The 17,845-nt window shown below is 62.8% G+C and carries 19 protein-coding genes and 1 pseudogene; 7 read left to right on the top strand and 13 right to left on the bottom strand.

Going from position 1 to position 17,845, the window contains the following annotated elements; all coding sequences use genetic code 11:
• Positions 1–96: 96 nt before the first annotated feature.
• The 5 genes from CQ019_RS12380 to CQ019_RS12400 all read left to right on the top strand — a co-directional run bounded on the left by CQ019_RS12380 (position 97) and on the right by CQ019_RS12400 (position 6,126).
• Positions 97–1,680, top strand: coding sequence for an ABC transporter substrate-binding protein (locus CQ019_RS12380; RefSeq protein ID WP_258134002.1), 1,584 nt, complete (start codon positions 97–99; stop codon positions 1,678–1,680).
• Positions 1,662–2,684 (top strand): ABC transporter permease, encoded by a 1,023-nt coding sequence (locus tag CQ019_RS12385; RefSeq protein ID WP_258134003.1) that lies wholly within the window; start codon positions 1,662–1,664, stop codon positions 2,682–2,684. Before CQ019_RS12380 ends, CQ019_RS12385 begins: the two co-directional genes overlap by 19 nt.
• Positions 2,677–4,230 (top strand): ABC transporter permease subunit, encoded by a 1,554-nt coding sequence (locus tag CQ019_RS18555; RefSeq protein WP_181148461.1) that lies wholly within the window; start codon positions 2,677–2,679, stop codon positions 4,228–4,230. The genes CQ019_RS12385 and CQ019_RS18555 overlap by 8 nt, the downstream gene beginning before the upstream one ends.
• The gene (locus CQ019_RS12395; RefSeq protein WP_105569814.1) at positions 4,227–4,943 is read left to right on the top strand and encodes an ATP-binding cassette domain-containing protein; all 717 of its coding nucleotides are present in this window, start codon (positions 4,227–4,229) and stop codon (positions 4,941–4,943) included. The genes CQ019_RS18555 and CQ019_RS12395 overlap by 4 nt, the downstream gene beginning before the upstream one ends.
• Positions 4,944–5,142: 199 nt before the next feature.
• A complete protein-coding gene (locus CQ019_RS12400) occupies positions 5,143–6,126 on the top strand; it encodes a diaminopimelate dehydrogenase (protein ID WP_105553623.1) in 984 nt (327 codons plus the stop codon).
• Positions 6,127–6,138: 12 nt separating this feature from the next.
• Here the strand turns inward: CQ019_RS12400 and CQ019_RS12405 are convergent, their stop codons facing one another.
• The 13 genes and pseudogenes from CQ019_RS12405 to CQ019_RS12465 all read right to left on the bottom strand — a co-directional run bounded on the left by CQ019_RS12405 (position 6,139) and on the right by CQ019_RS12465 (position 16,681).
• Positions 6,139–7,026 carry an urease accessory protein UreD gene (locus CQ019_RS12405; RefSeq protein WP_258134004.1) on the bottom strand — a complete coding sequence of 296 codons (888 nt, stop codon included), beginning with the start codon at positions 7,024–7,026 and terminating at the stop codon, positions 6,139–6,141.
• Positions 7,026–7,637, bottom strand: a complete 612-nt coding sequence (ureG, locus tag CQ019_RS12410) for an urease accessory protein UreG (protein ID WP_105553624.1) — start codon at positions 7,635–7,637, stop codon at positions 7,026–7,028. The genes CQ019_RS12405 and ureG overlap by 1 nt, the downstream gene beginning before the upstream one ends.
• Before the next feature lie 47 nt (positions 7,638–7,684).
• A complete protein-coding gene (locus CQ019_RS12415) occupies positions 7,685–8,380 on the bottom strand; it encodes an urease accessory protein UreF (RefSeq protein WP_105569815.1) in 696 nt (231 codons plus the stop codon).
• Positions 8,361–8,834, bottom strand: coding sequence for an urease accessory protein UreE (gene ureE, locus CQ019_RS12420; protein ID WP_105553626.1), 474 nt, complete (start codon positions 8,832–8,834; stop codon positions 8,361–8,363). Before ureE ends, CQ019_RS12415 begins: the two co-directional genes overlap by 20 nt.
• A 35-nt stretch (positions 8,835–8,869) precedes the next feature.
• Positions 8,870–10,582 (bottom strand): urease subunit alpha, encoded by a 1,713-nt coding sequence (ureC, locus tag CQ019_RS12425; protein ID WP_105569816.1) that lies wholly within the window; start codon positions 10,580–10,582, stop codon positions 8,870–8,872.
• A gap of 248 nt (positions 10,583–10,830) precedes the next feature.
• Positions 10,831–11,133 (bottom strand): annotated as a pseudogene (locus tag CQ019_RS18775) (urease subunit beta); the annotation flags it as partial.
• Between the two features lie 14 nt (positions 11,134–11,147).
• Complete coding sequence (locus CQ019_RS12435) at positions 11,148–11,450, bottom strand: urease subunit gamma (RefSeq protein WP_105553629.1); 303 nt, start codon at positions 11,448–11,450, stop codon at positions 11,148–11,150.
• A gap of 466 nt (positions 11,451–11,916) precedes the next feature.
• On the bottom strand, positions 11,917–12,981 hold the full coding sequence (locus CQ019_RS12440) for an LLM class flavin-dependent oxidoreductase (protein WP_105569817.1): 1,065 nt from the start codon (positions 12,979–12,981) through the stop codon (positions 11,917–11,919).
• A 21-nt stretch (positions 12,982–13,002) separates the two neighbouring features.
• A complete protein-coding gene (locus tag CQ019_RS12445; protein WP_105569818.1) occupies positions 13,003–13,209 on the bottom strand; it encodes a tautomerase family protein in 207 nt (68 codons plus the stop codon).
• An 11-nt stretch (positions 13,210–13,220) separates the two neighbouring features.
• Positions 13,221–14,705 carry an aldehyde dehydrogenase gene (locus CQ019_RS12450; RefSeq protein ID WP_105569819.1) on the bottom strand — a complete coding sequence of 495 codons (1,485 nt, stop codon included), beginning with the start codon at positions 14,703–14,705 and terminating at the stop codon, positions 13,221–13,223.
• Between the two features lie 18 nt (positions 14,706–14,723).
• Entirely contained in the window at positions 14,724–15,446 is a 723-nt protein-coding gene (locus tag CQ019_RS12455) for an alpha/beta fold hydrolase (protein ID WP_105569820.1), read from the bottom strand.
• An 18-nt stretch (positions 15,447–15,464) separates the two neighbouring features.
• A complete protein-coding gene (locus CQ019_RS12460) occupies positions 15,465–16,016 on the bottom strand; it encodes an amino acid synthesis family protein (protein ID WP_105569821.1) in 552 nt (183 codons plus the stop codon).
• A complete protein-coding gene (locus CQ019_RS12465) occupies positions 16,013–16,681 on the bottom strand; it encodes an amino acid synthesis family protein (protein ID WP_105569822.1) in 669 nt (222 codons plus the stop codon). Before CQ019_RS12465 ends, CQ019_RS12460 begins: the two co-directional genes overlap by 4 nt.
• Before the next feature lie 367 nt (positions 16,682–17,048).
• Here CQ019_RS12465 and CQ019_RS12470 point away from each other — a divergent pair, with 367 nt between their 5' ends.
• Positions 17,049–17,246: a hypothetical protein gene (locus CQ019_RS12470; RefSeq protein WP_105569823.1), complete on the top strand. Its 198-nt coding sequence runs from the start codon at positions 17,049–17,051 to the stop codon at positions 17,244–17,246.
• Between the two features lie 80 nt (positions 17,247–17,326).
• Positions 17,327–17,506 carry a hypothetical protein gene (locus CQ019_RS12475; protein ID WP_105569824.1) on the top strand — a complete coding sequence of 60 codons (180 nt, stop codon included), beginning with the start codon at positions 17,327–17,329 and terminating at the stop codon, positions 17,504–17,506.
• The last annotated feature ends 339 nt before the right edge of the window (positions 17,507–17,845 follow it).

Genomic DNA, 17,845 nt, shown 5'->3' on the forward strand with positions numbered 1-17,845 from the left:
GACACATGTATCCTGTGAACATATCCCCCCAACCCTAGAGTAGCGAAAGGATCCTCCCTGCGTACGCCAAACAGCCGCAGCCGCGTTATCGCCTTCTTGACGCTTCCGCTGATCTTATTCACCGCCGGCTGCCAGCCTGCCAGCGGACAGGCTGCTGATGAGCAACCCATCTCCCTGCTCACCGCGGCGCTGCCAGAAACCCTGAATCCGCTGGCCGGCTTCGACAGCTACGGCCTAGGGAAAATCAACGAGTCGCTGTTCACCCTCGAAGGCGAACAGGATCAGCTTCCGAATCTCGTGCCCCTCTTGGCGGCCAAAGAACCAAAAATTTCCGCCGACTCTCTGGTTTGGGATATCTCGCTAAGCCAAGACATCAAGTTCAGCGACGGCACCACCTTCGACGCCCAAGACGTCGTGGCCAGCTACAAGGCGATCCTCGATCCGCGAACCGCCTCGCCCCTTGCCGGCAGCTTGGAGAATCTGGAGTCCGTCTCCGCGCCCAACGAACATACCGTGCGCTTTAAGCTCAAGGAAGCGCAGGTGTCCTTCAAGACCTCGCTGCTGATCGGCATCGCCCCGGCAGAACTCGTCGACCCGGCAAAACCGGTCGCCGAATCGGCACTCAGCCGCACGCCGGTTGGCACCGGGCCGTATGTCGTGGAGAATTTCTCCTCTGCGCAGCTGGTGCTCACCGCCAATCCGAATTACCGCACCGGTCCGGTCCAGGCCTCCCCGGTGATCTACGAGGCGGCGCCCGATGACAACGCCCGGAGCCAACGATTGGCCACGGGAGGATTCACCGGCACGGTGCTGCCTCCGCGGCTGGCCCACAGCTTTGCCGGCCGCGCAGGCTACGAGGTGCTCACCGCTACCTCGGCGGACTGGCGCGGCATCTCCCTGCCCGCGGAGCATCCGTTCACCTCAGAGCCCGAGGTACGGCTGGCGCTGAACCTCGCGGTCGACCGCGAGCAGCTGATCGACGCCGTGCTCGATGGCAGCGGCCGGCCGGCATATACCTTCGTTTCCCCCGAATACGGCCGGAATTATGCGGCGAAGGCGACCTTCGCGCATGACCCGGAACGCGCCGCCGCCTTGCTCGACAAGTCCGGTTGGGTCGAGTCGGAGCACGGGGTTCGCAGCAAGGACGGGGCCGAGGCGGCATTCACCGTGCTGTACAACCCGGGAGATTCCTTGCGCCGCGACCTCTCCCTGGCGGTGGCAGCGCAACTAGCCGAATTCGGCATCACGGTGGATGTTCGGGCAGCGACCTTTGACGAGGCCGAGCCACGCAGCACCCAAGATGCCATCATGCTCGGCGGTGGCGACGACCCCTACGACGTTGATACCCAACTCTATAAAATGCTCCATTCCTCCTACCCGGAAGCCGGGGCCTACTATGACAACCCCAGCCGGTATGCCGACTCGGAGATGGACGAACAGCTGCATATCGGACGCACCAATCTGGACCCGGACGCGCGGTCCGCGGCCTACCGGAAGGTTCAGCAGCGCTACGTTCAGCAGCCTTCCATGCTCCTGCTCGCCTTCCTGGACCACACCTACGTGCAGCGCAGCGACGTCAGCGAACACTGGAATACCTCCTCGCTGCTCCTGGAACCCCACGACCACGGAACCACCTGGGGCCCTTGGGCAAAAATCCATGAATGGACCCGCAAGCAATGACACGGCGCCGCGGGCAGCCAGGTGGCCAACGGCTACGGGTGCGCACCGCCTCAGGCATCCTCGTGCGCCGGTTGCTCCTGGCCCTGCCGGTCACCGCGGGCATCACCGCCCTGGTGTTCTGGCTGGCCTCTGTTGCTCCTTTCAACCCGTTAGCCAACTATCTCGGCTCGCGCTACGTACGCACCGATGCCACCCAGCGCGAAGCGCTGAACGAACAGCTGGGGCTGGACACCCCTTGGTTCCTCATGTGGTGGCGCTGGGCAGTAGACGCCGTGCACGGCGACTGGGGATTCTCCCGGCTCTACGCGCAACCGGTGCGCGAGGTACTGCTTGAACGGTTGCCCTATACCGCGCTGCTAACCCTGACCGGTTTGCTGCTTGCGGTCGTGGCTTCTCTGCTGCTGGCCTGGCTGGCCGCACGGCACCGAGCGGGCGTCCTGGACCGGGCGGTGGTGCTCTTCGCGCAGTCTGCCCAGGCGCTGCCACCCTTCGTCCTGGCCTTGATCGCCATCGCAATCTTTGCGTTGGGATTGGGCATGCCCGCCGGCGGGGCCTCCTCGGCCGGAGCGGCCCCGACCGCCGGCACCATGCTGGTGCATCTGATCCTTCCGGCGATGGTCCTGGCCGTGAGCCTCCTGCCCTGGCTGCTGCTGAACCTGCGCAGCTCAATGTTCGAGGTCCTCGAATCGGATGCGATACTCGCCGCGCGTGGGCGCGGGGTATCCGAAGCGCAGATCCTGCGCCACGAGGTATTGCCGGTTGCGGCCCTGCCTTTTTTGACCGTGGTGGGCAGCAGGTTGGGCGAGCTAGTCACCGGGGCGCTCCTCGTGGAGAGCGTATTCGCCTGGCCGGGCATCGCCTCGGCCGTCATCGATGCAGCGGTGGCGGGAGATTTTGCCCTGCTCGCGGCCGTCACCGCTTGTTCCTGCCTGATGGTTTTTGCCGGCAACGCGTTGGCCGACGCCGGTTACGTCCTGGCGGATCCGCGGGTGCGCGATGTCTAGACGACAGCTTTCCGCCGGACTCATGGTTGGCGCGCTGGTGCTCTATGCGGTGTGCGTGCCGTGGCTGAACCCGCAGGCGGTTCACCGCGCAGACCTCAGCGCCGTCTTTCATCCGCCAAGCCTCGATCACCTGTTCGGCACCGATCAGCTGGGACGGGACCTGTGGGTGCGTTCGGCGCAGGCGCTGCGGCTCTCACTGCTGCTGGCAGCGGCCTCCGCTGCCGCATCCACGCTCATCGGTGTGGGAGTCGGCGTGCTGGCCGCCTACGCAGGGGGAATCGTCGACCGGATCGCCATGCGTCTGGTGGACACCTTGAACGCGGTGCCGCACCTGCTGCTGAGCGTGGTGGTGTTGTCCATGTGGCCCGGGCGGTGGTGGGCTATCGTCGCCGCGATCGCGCTGACGCACTGGACGCAGGTCGCGCGCATTGTCCGTTCGCGTTTGATCAGCGAACGCGAATCACAGTATGTGGCGCTGTCCCGGGCGGCTGGCGCGCGGCCCCTGGCGATCTGGGTAAATCACCTGATCCCCGCGGTAGCTCCCCAGGCTGCCATCGCCTTGGTGCTGCAGCTGCCCCATGCCATCTGGCATGAATCGGCATTGTCCTTCCTGGGCGTGGGACTGCCCCCGCAGGCGGCGTCCTTGGGGCTCATCCTGGAAGACGCCCGCGGCGGGGTGCTCTCCGGAGCCTGGTGGCTGCTGGTGATCCCCGCGGGCTTGCTGGTGCTGCTCAGCGCGGCGCTCTCCGCACTGGCCCACGAATCGGTTCCGCGATCCCGGACTCGGCGGCCGGCACCGCAGAACGCTTCCGGGGGATCCGCACCCACCGCAGCGAACCAGCCCGCCATTGAGGTCCGGGACCTGCGGCTCTGGTCCGAGTCCAAGGCCGGGGTACGCACCGAGATCCTGCACGAGCTGAACTACCAGGCAAAAACCGGACGCGTCAACGTCATCCTCGGGCCTTCCGGCGTCGGCAAAACCATGCTGCTGCGAGCCATGGCAGGGGTGCTTCCGCCTGCGCTGCAGGCCACCGGTTCCCTGTTTCTGCATGGGGCACGGCTGCAGTTGGGAACCACGCCTCATGCCACCGGCGGGCGGTTGGCCTTCGTTCCGGGGTCCGCGGCCACCGCGCTCAATCCGGTGCGCACCGTGGGCGCCACGATGCGACGCGAATTGCGCCGGCAGCGCCGCGGCAGCTCCGCCAAGGCGGTGGGCCAGGCCTTGGAACGGGTCGGACTGGATGCGCAATTGCGCATGCGCTTTCCGCATGAGCTCTCCGGCGGCCAGGCCCAACGCGTGCTGCTTGGCTTGGCATTGCTCGGCGACGCGCAGCTGATTCTCCTCGACGAACCGACCTCGGCCTTGGACCCGGCGAGCCGGCAGCAGCTTGGCGAGGTGCTGCAGGATCTGGCCCGTGCGGGCCGCACCGTTGTCATGGTCACCCATGATCTGGAACTTGCCGCCGAGCTGGCGGACGAGGTGAGCGTGGTGCAAGACGGCCGCGTGGCGCGCAGCATAGAAACGCGGCAGGAGAAGATCCAATGAGCCTGGAATTAGTCGACGTCTGCTCTGGATATCCGAGTGCGCCGCAGCTGCTTCGCGGGGTAAATCTGCGAATCGAGCGGGGCGAAGTAGTGGGTATCCGAGGGGACTCCGGGGCCGGGAAAAGCACCATGCTCAACATTGCGGCATTGCTGAAGTCCCCCGCCAGCGGGCGGGTAGTGGTCGCCGGGCAACCGGTGGACCAGCGCCGCCCGGTGCCGCTGGAAATCCGCACCAAAATTGGCATCGTGCCCCAGTCCACGCGCGCGGCCACCGATCCCCGACAACGTCTAGGTGCCCTGTTGGCGGCCCCGCTGGCCTTCGCCGACGGCGCGATCAAGGTCCACCCCGAACGCTACCGCGACCAATTGCACCGGCTATGCCTGCGCGTCGAGCTCGACCCGGGATTGCTGCAACGCCGCGCGGCGGAGGTTTCCGATGGCCAGCTCCAGCGGGTGCTGCTGGCGCGCGCGCTGAGCCTGGACCCTTGGGTCCTGGTGTGCGACGAACCGACCGCGCAACTCGATGAGCAGACCAAGGCAACGATCTTGCGGCTGCTCACGGCGCAGGCGGCGGCAGGTTCGGCGGTGCTGCTGGCCTCGCACGACGCCGTCGGCCTGCACGCGATTTGCGACCGGGTACTGGACTTCCCCGGCTCATTTATGCCACCTTTAGCCACTGCCCGGAAAGCACCGGGAGCACCAGACCTCGTGTGAAGCGGCGCCAATCGGTCTCTTTGACCCACTATTTAGCCTGCGAGCCCGGTGTTTAGGGTTCCGCTTGCTTCTTTGGAATAATCCCAAGTGGTGGCGCTTGGCCACCGGCGCCTTTCGCCACTTCTTCTCCGGCCAGTGAGCCACCTCCTGCCGGCCAATGACCGCGGCTCTCAAGCCAGATCAAGGGACTGTGATTCTAATGTCTTCGAAAATCCGTATTGGCATAGCCGGCTATGGCAACCTCGGCCGCGGCGTGCAGGCCGCAATTTCCAAGAACCAGGATATGGAACTGGTCGGTGTCTACAGCCGCCGCGACCCGCAGAGCCTCGAACTGGCCCAGCCAGCCGCGCGCTACTCGGTCGACGTCTTGGCCGAGCACGTCGACGACATCGACGTGCTGATCCTCTGCGGCGGTTCCAAATCCGACTTGCCCGAACAGGGCCCGCGGCTGGCGGCGCTGTTCAACACCGTGGACAGCTTCGACACCCACGCGCGCATCCCGGAGTACTACGAGTCCGTGGACGCCCCGGCGAAGGCCGCGGGCAAGACCGCGCTCATCTCCGCCGGTTGGGATCCGGGCATGTTCTCCATCAACCGGGTCTATGGCGAAGCCCTGCTGCCGGACGGGGAAACCTACACCTTCTGGGGCCGCGGGCTGAGCCAGGGACATTCCGACGCGGTGCGCCGCGTGCCCGGAGTCGCCGCCGGCGTGCAGTACACCATCCCCAGCCCCGAGGCGATCGAGCAGGTGCGCGCCGGGCTGCGCCCGAGCCTGAGCACCCGCGAGAAGCACCAGCGCGAATGCTTCGTGGTCCTTGAAGACGGCGCAGATGAGAACACCGTGCGCCAGGCAATCGTGAGCATGGAGCACTATTTCGACCAGTATGACACCACCGTGCACTTCATCGACGCGCAGCAGCTGGCGGCCGAGCACTCGGACATGCCGCACGGCGGATTCGTGATCCGTTCGGGCACTACCAGCGACGCGCAGAAGCAGGTTATCGAGTACTCGCTGGCGCTCGGCTCCAACCCGGAGTTCACCTCCAGCGTGCTGGTGGCCTATGCCCGCGCGGTGCACCGCATGAACCGCGCCGGTACCACCGGCGCGCAGACCGTCTTCGATGTGGCCCCGGGGCTGCTTTCGCCACGCTCCGCGGCACAGCTGCGCGCGGACATGCTCTAAACCCAACCTGCGCTAGTACTTGCGCAGGTTCACCGGCCCCTGGCCGCGCAAGCGCGCACGCAGCTCGTTGACGATGCCCAGCATCACCGCGGTGGCGGACTCGGTCGAGGTGCCAAGCGTGCGCACGGCCACCCCGGCGGTGGGCGTCTGCGAGACGCCCACGTGCACCGCTTGGCGCTGCTGCCCGGCAATCCGGTAGGCGACCTCGCGCAGTTGCTCCACCAGCGCCGCGTCGATGCGCGCATCCACCGCCAACAGCATGCCCACGTGGGTAGCTTGCTGGAGGTAGAGCTGCGAGTCGAGCGACTGGTCCCCCGGCTGCACCCAGAGGTTGTCCAGCACCGCCAGCTTCCCCTCCGCCCGCACCTGCGTGCGAAGCCGCAACTGGTCATAGCGGAAGAGCGTGCCGTCCGGGCTCCACCCCGGGGTGAGGATCTCGAACTGCACCAACGAGGCATCGGCCGCCATATCCACCACCAGTTCCTGGCGGTAGCTGGCATCCCGGTAGGCGATCAGCTGGTCGGGCAGGTATTCAAGTACCGCACCGGATCCCAAGCGCACCAGCATCTCCTGGCTGGCCTCGCCCTGCGGGGTGCGGTAGACCTTGGTGGCCGACTGCGTGGTCAGCAGCAGGCTGCTGCCGGCTTCCACCTCCACCTCGATGCCGTAGCGATCGGCCCCCAGGTACCCGCCGCCGGGGTTCACGATGGTGTAGCAGACCTGCGCGCTGTCATCCAGGTAGTGCGGACGCAGCACCCGCAAGGCACCCTGATGGTACTGCGCGGTGGCGATGTCCTTGCCCGAACGCCGGCCGATGCGCAGCCGCAGCTCCCCGACCAGCCGGCCGGTGAACGGAGTGGGAGCCAGCGCCGGCGCGCGGCGCGCGGTGGGAGCGGCCACTAGCCCAGATCCGTCATCAGCACGTCGCGGCGCAACCAGCCAATAACCTGCTCCAGGCCTTCATCGGTTTTCAGGTTCGTGAAGCAAAATGGCTTGTCCGCGCGGAACTGCTTGGAGTCCGACTCCATCACCGACAAATCGGCTCCGACGTATGGGGCCAGATCGGTCTTGTTGATGATGAACAGGTCGGATTTGATCATGCCCTGCCCGGCCTTGCGCGGGATCTTCTCGCCCTGGGCCACGTCGATGATGTAGATGGAGAAATCCACCAGCTCCGGAGAGAATGTGGCCGAGAGGTTATCTCCCCCGGATTCCACGAAGATGATCTGCAGATCGGGGTGCTTGGCCTTCAGCTCCTCGATGGCCGCAGAGTTCATCGAGGTATCCTCGCGGATGGCGGTGTGCGGGCAGCCTCCGGTCTCGATCCCGACGATCCGATCCAGCGGCAGCACCCCGTTGGCGGCCAGGATCTTGGCGTCCTCGATGGTGTAGATGTCGTTGGTGATGGCGGCCATGGAGATCTCGCCATCCAGCGCGCGGGTGATGCGCTCGATGAGCTGGGTTTTGCCGGCCCCGACCGGGCCTCCGACGCCAATGCGGATTGGTTCCATTGTTGTGCTCCTCAAATTATTGGGGCCGCCAATCGGCGGCCGGTGTACTAAGACATGAACATGCGGGCGCGCAGGTGCTCATGTCGCATTTGCGCGATCTCCAGGCCAGGGATCGCGGCGCCCAGGTCTTGGTCATCAAGGCTGAAGATCTTCGCCACGGAGCGCGTCACCGGTTCGTGCATGGCGCGCAGTACCCGTTGGCCCGCATTCTGGCCCAGCGGGATCGCGCGGATGGCGTTCTGCGTCAGGCTCGTGACGGTGGAGAACAGATAGCTGTTCACGGTGTCCGCCACCGGGGCTCCGGCCGCGCGGGCACCGAGCGCGAAGGCGATCCCCGGATGCCCGGCGCAGTGCCCGGATTCAACCGCCTGCACATAGCCTTCGAGTTCCTCGCTCGGAGAGACGACGCTGGCCACCGCGAGCATCCGCTTGCCCATTTTGACGGCGGCTTCGCGCAGCTGCCGCGGCAATGCCGCGGCGTGGATCATCGCGTCCAATTCCATGATCCGCTCCGGGCTCATCGCCTCGTGGGCCAGGCGCACCACCAGCCCGTCGGTGTAGCTCAGCGATTGGGTGAGGAACAGCTCCACCCACTTGGCGAAGCTCTCCTCGTCATGCACCCCTCCGTCCGCCAGATAGCTTTCCATCCCGAAGGAGTGGCTGAATGCCCCGGTGGGCAATGCCGAGTCGGAAAGCTGCATCAGGGTCAGCAGGTGCGATGCGCTAGTGGGTGTGTTCGGCATGGCGGAACGGTACCGGCATCACGCGTTCTTGCCGGTTGTACGGGGTTTGCTGGTGCTCCAGGAAGTCGGACACGGTGTGGTCGTACTGGACCACCATCACCTGCGCCGCGTATTCGGATTCTTCGCCGAAGAACTGCGCCTGCAGGTGGCGGTTGCCCAGCGCGTGGGCGACCTGCCCCATTTCCAGGATGCTGCGCGGGGCGATCACCAGCACGTCGGTGGGCAACACCGACACGGTGATCATTTCGGTATCCGAAAGGTACAGGATGTCCCCGTCCCGCAGGTCCGGGCCGGGGGCCAGCCGGATCCCCAGTTCCCGGTTGTGGTCGCTGGTGACGCGTTGAATCCTCTTGACCAGCGCGGAGCTGGGCAGCACCACCTTTTCGTGGTGCCGGCCGGCGTACCGCTCGGCCGGCAGCTCGTGGACATTGCCCACAAGTTGTTCAATGATCATAGTTCTCCTCTAGAATTTGCCGGGCCGCAAACGGCCTAGAACAGGAAATAGCGCTGAGCCATCGGCAGAACCTCTGAAGGTTCGCAGGTGGCCAGCTCACCGTCCACGGTGACCTGGTAGGTCTGCGGGTCAACCAGGATCTCCGGGGTCCCGCTGTTATATTTCAGATCCGACTTGGACAGCTCGCGGATTCCTTGGCAGGCGCGGATCACCTTGCGCAGGCGCAACCGCTCGGGCACGCCCTCGTCGATGGCCGCCTTGGACAGGAAGGTGATCGATGATGCCTGCACCGCGGTGCCCAAGGCACCGAAGTTCATCCGCATGGTGCGCGGCTGCGGGGTGGGGATGGACCCGTTCGCATCTCCCATCACCGACTGGATGATCTGTCCGCCCTTGATGATCATCTCCGGCTTGACCCCGAAAAATGCCGGATCCCAGAGGACCAGGTCGGCGAATTTGCCTTCCTCGACGCTGCCGATGGAATATGCAATGCCGTGGGCAATGGCCGGGTTGATCGTGTACTTCGCGACGTAGCGCTTGAGCCGGAAGTTGTCCCCCACCACGCCGTCGCCCTCCAGCTTGCCGCGCTGGCGTTTCATCGCGTCGGCTACCTGCCAGGTGCGCAAGACGACCTCTCCCACCCGGCCCATGGCCTGGGAATCCGAGGAGGTAATCGAGAAAACGCCCATATCGTGCAGCACGTCTTCGGCGGCGATGGTCTCCGGGCGGATCCGCGAGTCGGCGAAGGCCACATCCTCGGGAATATCGGCATTCAGGTGGTGCGCGACCATCAGCATGTCCAGGTGCTCGTCCACCGTGTTGTTGGTGTAGGGAAGCGTCGGGTTGGTGGATGCCGGAAGCACGTTGGGCAGCCCCGCCATGCGGATGATGTCCGGGGCGTGGCCGCCGCCGGCGCCTTCGGTGTGGAAGGTGTGGATCACCCGTCCGGCGATGGCCGCGATGGTGTCTTCCACGAAGCCGCATTCGTTGAGCGTATCGGCATGGATGGCCACCTGCACGTCGAATTCGTCGGCAACCTTCAGCGAGTTGTCGATGGATGAGGTGGTGGCGCCCCAGTCCTCGTGGATCTTCAACCCGATCACCCCGGCGCGTACCTGTTCGGCGAGCGGCGCACGGTCGCTGGCGTGGCCCTTGCCGAGCAAACCGATGTTGATCGGCAGGTTCTCCACCGCCTGCAGCATCCGGGAGATATGCCAAGGTCCGGGGGTAACCGTGGTGGCCTTGGAAGCGTCCGAGGGGCCCGCTCCGCCACCGATGAGCGTGGTGGTGCCGGCGGATAAGGCCACCGGAACCTGGTCCGGGGAGACGAAGTGGATATGGGTATCGATGGCCCCGGCGGTGAGGATCTTGTGCTCGCCGGCGATGATGTCGGTGGCCGCGCCGATGACGATGTCCACGCCATCGGAAATATCCGGGTTGCCGGCCTTGCCGATCTTGAAGATATGCCCATCGCGCAGGGCCACATCCGCCTTGTAGATGCCGGTGTAGTCCAGCACAACGACGTTGGTGATCACCGTATCGGGCACATCCTGGTCACGGGTCAACCGTCCGTTTTGACCCATGCCGTCACGGATGACCTTGCCGCCGCCGAAGACGACTTCCTCGCCGTAGGTGGTGTAGTCCTTTTCAATTTCAAGGATAAGTTCGGTGTCTGCCAGGCGGATGGCGTCGCCGGTGGTAGGCCCGTACATTTCCGCATATTGCTTGCGGCTGAGTTCGAAGCTCATCTTTAGCTCTCCTGCTCTTCGTCCGGGCCTGGCGTCTGCGATTTCTCGGCCTGCCGGACCTTATGCGGCTTGGGCGGCAAGCTCTCGTCCACCGGGTCCACGCCGAAGGTGGTGTGGAAACCAATTGTTTCTTCGCTCTTGTTGGGCAGATCGATATCGTAATCCTCGACCAGATCGGCCTCGACGATCGGGTCGATACCCGCGGAACCACCAATAGCGTCGGTTTCGACAACCGGGACGGTGCGTCCCAGCGGTCCGTTCACCCGGTCCTGGAAGCCGTGGACTTCGCGTGCGCCGGCGTATTCCACCAGGTGCACGGTGCGTGCATCCCCTGGTTCAAAGCGCACGGCGGTTCCCGCAGGGATGTCCAGGCGGAATCCGCGGGCCGCGACTCGGTCAAAATCCAGCCGCGGGTTGGCTTCTGCAAAGTGGAAGTGCGAGCCGACCTGGACCGGCCGGTCCCCGCGATTGACCAGGTTCAGGATTCGGGTCTGTTGACTCGCATTACAGACGATTGGGTCATCGGCAAGTATGTACTCTCCCGGTTTCATCTCTACTCCTGTACTTAACGAATCGGATTGTGGACGGTGACCAGCTTGGTCCCGTCGGGGAACGTTGCCTCGACCTGGACGTCGTGGATCATCTCTGAGATTCCGTCCATGACATCTTCGCGGGTCAGGATCGTTGTACCGTAGCTCATCAGATCGGCAACGGTTCGTCCGTCGCGCGCTCCCTCGATAAGTTCGTAGGTAATGATGGCCACCGCTTCGGGGTGGTTGAGCTTCAAACCGCGTTCTTGCCGGCGGCGGGCCAGATCGGCCGCGACGACGATCATTAGTTTCTCTTGCTCGCGGGGAGTTAAATGCATCAGTTCCCTTCCAAATAATTAACAAATTGACGTTAATTTCATGCCGTCGGATTTGTTCTAGGCCAGGTTTGCGACCTGCATTTAAGGCAAGGATAGCAGAGCAAACTCGAAGCGCTCGGAGCACCAGAATTCGGGAAAGATGTCGCCCTGCCTAGATTGCACCAACGTTTGTCGCAATCAGCACTAACCGCCATGTCAAGTTTCAATTAGAGTGAAAAATCAACACCATTTCAGCGCCAGATCTTTGCCGTCCTTTGGGGTATCGGGCGCGGGTATAAATAATTCTGGCCGTGGGAAGGTGAATAAGCATGGTTATTCAGCTGCAGTCCAGATTTGCTGGTGGTATGGGCAACCGAGGCGCGGGGTGGTACCGCATTCTTTTTGGATGGATGCATTTGCCTGCGGCGCGCCAAAAGCCGGGATTCGACTGTTGATGTCGATTCCCGGCTCGGGCGCGGATCACTTGCTACTTTTGCAACGCCTCAACCTGCGCAAAGTGCGGCATTACCTGCTCGATGAACAACTCGAGCGAGCGCTTCTTTTCGGCATGGCTGAGCGTGTTGTCGTTCCAGAAGCTGAACTCGGTGACTCCCAGCTCCTCATAGCGGCGCAAGCGCTCGACTACTTCGGCAGGGGTGCCGATCATTGCGGACTTGTGCAGGGATTCGGGAGAGAATTCTTCTCGCCCGGCGAATTTTTCGATGGGGCTTGGCTCCATGAACCCATCTACCGGATCCTGCTTGTTTCCAAACCACGCGTCGAAGGTGCGGTAGAACTTCTGCACGCCTTCGGCGGCCGCACGCCAGCCCTCCGGCTCGTCTTCGGCGTGAACATAGGTGTGGCGCAGGACCATGATCTCCGGACGCTGTGCAATTTCCGGGTGGTCGGCAATCGCGGTTTCGTACTTCTCCACCAGGGACTGGACTTCTTCGTCGCCCTTCATCAGCGGAGTGACCATCACGTTGCAGCCGTTGGCCACGGCAAAGTCATGGGATTCCGGGCTGCGCGCGGCAACCCAGACGGGCAGATCGCGCTGCACCGGCTTCGGCACGCTTGTTGAGGTCGGGAACTTCCACACGTCACCGTCATGTGCGTAGTCGCCAGCCCAAAGGGCCTTCATTGCAGGCACCAATTCACGCAGGTGCGCTCCGCCATCGGCTGCCGCCATCCCGTCGGACATGCGGTCGAATTCGAACTGGTAAGCACCGCGGGCAACGCCCACTTCGGCGCGGCCTCCGCTGATCACATCCAGCAGCGCCAGCTCGCCAGCCGCCCGAATAGGGCTCCAGAATGGCGCGATAATCGTGCCGCAACCCAGACGGATCTTCGAGGTCTTGGCTGCAAGGTAGGCCAGCTGTGGCAGCGGGTTGGGGGAAACGGTGTATTCCATCGCGTGGTGCTCACCGATCCAGACGGTACCAAAACCGCCTTTTTCGGCTATCTGCGCGAGCTCCACCAAATTTGCCCAGTTTTCTTCATGGGAAATCGAGTCATCGTAGCGTTCCATATGAACGAAGAGTGAAAAACGCATGTGGTGTGTTCCTTTCAAGAATTATTTTGCACCCGTGGAGGCGTCGCGCTCGGCGATGGTGGTGTTGGTGCGCGACCAATGCGCCCGTTCGACTTCCCTGATGAGCACCGTGACATTTTCATCGGCAGCCCCGGTGGTCGCTACGGCCGCCTGGTGCAGCGCGTCGATCAGTGCGCGCAATTGCTCCGGGGTGCGTCCGCGGGCAATCGAAACATCGATGAGTGGCATCCTCGGTTCTCCTAACCGCGCATGACGAAGGGATCGGAGACCGGGCCCTCGTCCGTGTTGATCCAAACGCTCTTCAGCCGGGTATATTCGTGCATCGACTCGATCCCGTGTTCAATGCCCACACCGGAATTCTTGAACCCCTGGCGCGGCGACATGGGAGACATGGCGCGATAGGTGTTGACCCAGATGGTTCCGGCATCCAGCCGGCGAGCCATGCGGTGCGCGGTGGCCAGATTTTGCGTCCACACCCCGGCCGCCAGCCCGTATTCGGTGTCGTTGGCTAGGCTGACCAGCTCGTCCTCGTGCTCGAACGGCATGATCGCGGCCACCGGCCCGAAGATCTCTTCGCGCACTACCCGCATGTCATTGTTCACGTCGGTCAGCACCGTCGGCGAGTAGTAGTATCCGGGCAGTTCAAGACCTTCCGGGCGTCCGCCCCCGGCGTGGATTGTGGCGCCTTCCTCGGCGCCGATCTTCACATAGGATGCCACCTTGTCCAGCTGGTCGGCGAAGGCCAGCGGGCCCAATTCGGTCTCGTCCAGCAGCGGATCGCCAATGCGGATCGAGCGGGCACGCTCGGTGACGCGTTCCACCAGCTCGTCGTACACGGATTTGTGCGCGAAGACGCGGCTGCCCGCGATGCAGGTCTGCCCGGCGGCGGCGTAGATCCCGGCCACGACGCCCATGGAGGCGTTGGCGACGTTGGCGTCAGGGAATACAATATTCGGGCTCTTGCCACCGAGTTCAAGGGTGCAGCCGATGAACCGGCTCGCGGCCTGGGCGGCAATATGCGAACCGGTTCCGGTGGAGCCGGTGAAGGAAATCTTCGCCAGCTTCGGGTGGCTGACCAGCGCCGCACCGGCCTCGGCCCCCAGGCCGGTCACGACATTGATTGCACCGGCCGGGAAACCCGCCTGGTCTGCGAGCTCTGCTAAGAGCAGCACGGTCCGCGAGGTGTATTCGCTCGGCTTGATCACCACGGTGTTACCGGCGGCCAGAGCCGGGGCAATCTTTGAGGTGGTCAGCGTCAGCGGCGAGTTCCAAGGGGTAATCGCGCCAACTACGCCCAGCGCTTCGCGCTGCGTGTAGTTGAGGATATCCGGGTTGGTGGTCGGGATTTGAGAACCCTGGACCTTGTCTGCCAGCCCCGCATAGTAGTAGAAGTATTCCGGCAGCGAACGCATCTGTCCGCGCATTTCGCGCAACAGCTTGCCATTGTCCAGGCTTTCATTCATGGCCAGGCGTTCGGCGTTCTCACCAATAAGGTCGCCCAGCCGACGCAGCAAGTGGCCGCGTTGGGTGGCGCTCATACGCTTCCAGGCGGTGGATTCGAAGGTGTTCTGGGCGGCGGTGACCGCCCGGTCGACATCCTGGGCATTACCTCGGGCAGCTTCGTAGAGCACCTCTAGAGTGGCCGGATTGGTGCTGGTGAAGTAGGAGCCCTCCGACGGGGCGACGTACTCTCCTCCGATGAAGTGCGACAGGCGTTCAGTCATCGTGTGTCCTTTCGGAATTTAGATTAGTGTGCGTAGCGCGGCAGCCAGAGCTGGGGCGTTTTCAATGGGTAGCATGTGGCGAGCCTGCGGTACGACAACCACCTGGCAGTTCGCCATAGCCCTGCCTAAGCGGTGAGACATCTCAGGAGTTGAGCCGGGGTCGTTTTCCCCGGTGATCGCCAGCCCCGGCACCGTGATCCGACCTAGCTCGTCGGCAATCTCGCGGTCCCCCTGAGCAAAAACCCGGTAGGCATGCAGGTAGGATTCGACATCATTGTCCGCAAGCACCGAACGCACCGCCGCGATTTCCGTGGCAGGAACCTGTGTAATACCTTTAGGGAACCAGCGGTCAATTGCCTTATCCACACCAGCGGCGAACTCCACACCCGCCGTCATCAACCGCTGATCGACCGCTGCGGATTCCCCGGGAGTTCGTCGGCACACCGAGTTGACGGAGGTCAGGGTCACCACATTTTCTGGCGCGAAGCGCGCAATGTGCTGTGCGACAAGTGCCCCCAAGGAGAACCCCACCAGGTGAATGGGTCCGCCGGGTAACCGTGAAATCACGTCGGACGCCAGCGTCGCCAGGGTCTGCGCTTCGCGCAACGCCGGCTGAGCTCCGTGTCCCGGCAGATCCAGGGCCACGGATGGCCGCCCAATTTCCTCTTGGAATGTCTTCCACATGCTGCGGTCAAGTCCGACACCATGGAGGAGAACTATCTGCGTTTCAGGGGCACTCATCACTTAGTACTGCTCCTGCTATTGTTCGGTCGACAACGCGGCCAGGCGCTGCTGTGGGCGCCCGCGGGTTGCACCGGCTAATGCAACGATGATTTCGCCCGCGTGCGGGGCATCGGGAATGCTGATCTCCACGCTCTGGTGGTGCGAGCGGATCGTCGCGTCCGTGAAGTGCTTCAGTGGAATGTCGAAGTGGACTCCGGCCGGGCCGCGCTTTTCCACTGCCGGAAGAAGTGTGGTTGCCTGGGCCGCGTCGCGGAAGTGATTACCGAACTTCAGGGTATGGATCAGCGCCGAGCCATGCTCAATTTCACCGTCCAGACCGACAATGGTTGCTTTGCCATAGGCTTCCAATGGCTCGCCCAACGCTTCCAACACGCGCGGTGCCAGCAAGGCTCCCAGGTCGGATGCAACCGAGTCGATTCCTTCAGTGAGATCCTCAACGAAGCCTTCTCCTGCCCATGGATTGTCAAAAACTGCGGCCACAATTGCGACTCGTGCCACGGGATCAACATCGCGTCCACCCTCGCGAACGATTTCTTCGACAATGGTCACTAGCTTGCGGTATTTCATAGTGCAATCTCCTTCAGAATTTCGGACGTAATTGGCTTATCGGTCAGACGGTCGCCGATGCGGGCGAAGGGACGCGGACCGGTGGAGGCAGCAGCCACGATGGCGATCTCCCCCGCGGCCGGAGCATCAGATAAGAAAATTTCAATGGTCTGGTAATGGCTTCGGGTAGCCGGCGCTGTCTTATGCCACATAGGGATGCGCAGCTTCTCACCTGGTTGGCCGTGCCCATCGGCGAAGCACAAAATCGAGGTGCCATCCAAGGCCTCGCGCATCAGATTGCCGAAGTATGGCGTGTGGATCATCGCGCCTGCATGCTCGGTTTCGCCCTCAACGCCAACGAGCGCGGCCTTGCCGAAGGCCTCGACCTGCTCCGCTCCGCCGAGGACTTCTAGGAGCCGGTCAGTAAGCAGCTTGGCCAGCAAGGGAGCGATACGCTCAGCCTCGGGCGCAAGGTCCGCAGTGGTGTCGCTGCCCGCCCACGGGTTGCTGATCACCGCAGTGGAGGTCGCGCGTAAAGTGCTTGCCCCACCATTCAGCGGGAGCTCTTCGCAATAGGTTGAAAACTTACGCAGACCGATAGCCGCGGCAATCTCGGAGTAGTTGCTCAGCGTGGAGCGGTTACTTAGATCGATAATTCTCGGGGAAGTTTCTGAGGTAGTCGTCATGCTGTAGGACTCTCCGGTCTATTTCATTTCACTGCAGTCGTATTCCAAATCGACCTTTTGTGTAGGGCTCGTCCGGTTAAGTTGGCATTGCCACCGGCATGAAGCGGGCCCGAAGATTCAGTTTCGATCGAATCAGTTCGGTGCCCCATTCAAAATCTCTTGCATACAAGAACTCTAACCCGGACACTTCAAATTGTGCAAGAAGTCACGATAAAGTCTTGTAGATTATCCCAAAGTCCACCTTCTGTTGCGTGGCTCACAAGAAGTGCTAGGTTCTGATGCATGCAACAATCGCCATCTTTCTCAGGATCAACCCCAATGTCTTAATAAGAAGTGTGCGAGTGAGTGCCGAGTGCCGCTGAGGCACATGAAGCACTTCTCGTCATTGGGGAGTCCGCAGTCGCCCCGGCAGATCTTCATTGGGCTCTGGGATTCGCCCGGCAAGCAACCCGCCTCGGGCACCGCTGCAGGCCATGGGGGAAGGCATCTAGATAACCAGCGCATCGAAATTCCTCAGGAAGATGCCCGATCCATCAACACCGATACCGGCCACACCAATAATTAGCGGAATACGGACACGCGTTTTTCTTATTTGGCCATGCCATTCAGCCCACACATTTTCCTCCGCAGGAAAAGGTTAGAACGATGCCAAATCTCGGCCGCTCCCAGCCTGATTACAGCACGTCGTTGGCAAAAGCCATCCCCCTCGCAACCGAAGAAAAGCCCGACAGCGAACGCCACGGGCGCTCACGTATCCAATTCACCCTTTGGTTCCCCGTCAACATGGTGTTGGCCGTGATGATGCCGGGATTCTTCTGCAAGTAATTCGGGTCCCCTTTCTGGCAGTGGCTTAGCGCAGTGGCCGGAGGAACACTACTGGGCGTGCTCGTTATGGGAATGTTCACCGGGAGAGGATTCTCGTTCATGTCCCCAAAATTCGACAGATTTCCGTTGCCATCGTCGCAATGCAGTAGATTTTCAGGGATCCGGTGGGCGAAAGGCACGTTTCGACTTACGCCAAAGCCGCAACGGTTGCCTCTTGGTTAGATTCAGATTATTTCTCGAATGCAGTCTGGACGAAGTTCGTCCGGGCCTCCGATGAGTACGGTAACTCGACCTCGTGCTATGAAAACTGGAACGGTTGCCAGCAGGATTCTTCGTCGC

The organism is Arthrobacter sp. MYb229 (assembly GCF_002975405.1).
GTDB lineage: Bacteria > Actinomycetota > Actinomycetes > Actinomycetales > Micrococcaceae > Glutamicibacter.

Bases quoted from the DNA above. Each gene is read 5' to 3' on its own strand.
- ureC (WP_105569816.1), bottom strand. From the start codon at position 10,582: ATGAGCTTCGAACTCAGCCGCAAGCAATATGCGGAAATGTACGGGCCT.
- CQ019_RS12400 (WP_105553623.1), top strand. From the start codon at position 5,143: ATGTCTTCGAAAATCCGTATTGGCATAGCCGGCTATGGCAACCTCGGC.
- CQ019_RS12460 (WP_105569821.1), bottom strand. From the start codon at position 16,016: ATGAAATACCGCAAGCTAGTGACCATTGTCGAAGAAATCGTTCGCGAG.
- ureE (WP_105553626.1), bottom strand. From the start codon at position 8,834: ATGATCATTGAACAACTTGTGGGCAATGTCCACGAGCTGCCGGCCGAG.
- CQ019_RS12470 (WP_105569823.1), top strand. From the start codon at position 17,049: ATGAAGCACTTCTCGTCATTGGGGAGTCCGCAGTCGCCCCGGCAGATC.
- CQ019_RS12450 (WP_105569819.1), bottom strand. From the start codon at position 14,705: ATGACTGAACGCCTGTCGCACTTCATCGGAGGAGAGTACGTCGCCCCG.
- CQ019_RS12465 (WP_105569822.1), bottom strand. From the start codon at position 16,681: ATGACGACTACCTCAGAAACTTCCCCGAGAATTATCGATCTAAGTAAC.
- CQ019_RS12440 (WP_105569817.1), bottom strand. From the start codon at position 12,981: ATGCGTTTTTCACTCTTCGTTCATATGGAACGCTACGATGACTCGATT.
- CQ019_RS12455 (WP_105569820.1), bottom strand. From the start codon at position 15,446: ATGAGTGCCCCTGAAACGCAGATAGTTCTCCTCCATGGTGTCGGACTT.
- CQ019_RS12445 (WP_105569818.1), bottom strand. From the start codon at position 13,209: ATGCCACTCATCGATGTTTCGATTGCCCGCGGACGCACCCCGGAGCAA.
- CQ019_RS12435 (WP_105553629.1), bottom strand. From the start codon at position 11,450: ATGCATTTAACTCCCCGCGAGCAAGAGAAACTAATGATCGTCGTCGCG.
- CQ019_RS12475 (WP_105569824.1), top strand. From the start codon at position 17,327: ATGCCAAATCTCGGCCGCTCCCAGCCTGATTACAGCACGTCGTTGGCA.
- CQ019_RS12385 (WP_258134003.1), top strand. From the start codon at position 1,662: ATGGACCCGCAAGCAATGACACGGCGCCGCGGGCAGCCAGGTGGCCAA.
- CQ019_RS18555 (WP_181148461.1), top strand. From the start codon at position 2,677: ATGTCTAGACGACAGCTTTCCGCCGGACTCATGGTTGGCGCGCTGGTG.
- ureG (WP_105553624.1), bottom strand. From the start codon at position 7,637: ATGGAACCAATCCGCATTGGCGTCGGAGGCCCGGTCGGGGCCGGCAAA.
- CQ019_RS12395 (WP_105569814.1), top strand. From the start codon at position 4,227: ATGAGCCTGGAATTAGTCGACGTCTGCTCTGGATATCCGAGTGCGCCG.
- CQ019_RS12415 (WP_105569815.1), bottom strand. From the start codon at position 8,380: ATGCCGAACACACCCACTAGCGCATCGCACCTGCTGACCCTGATGCAG.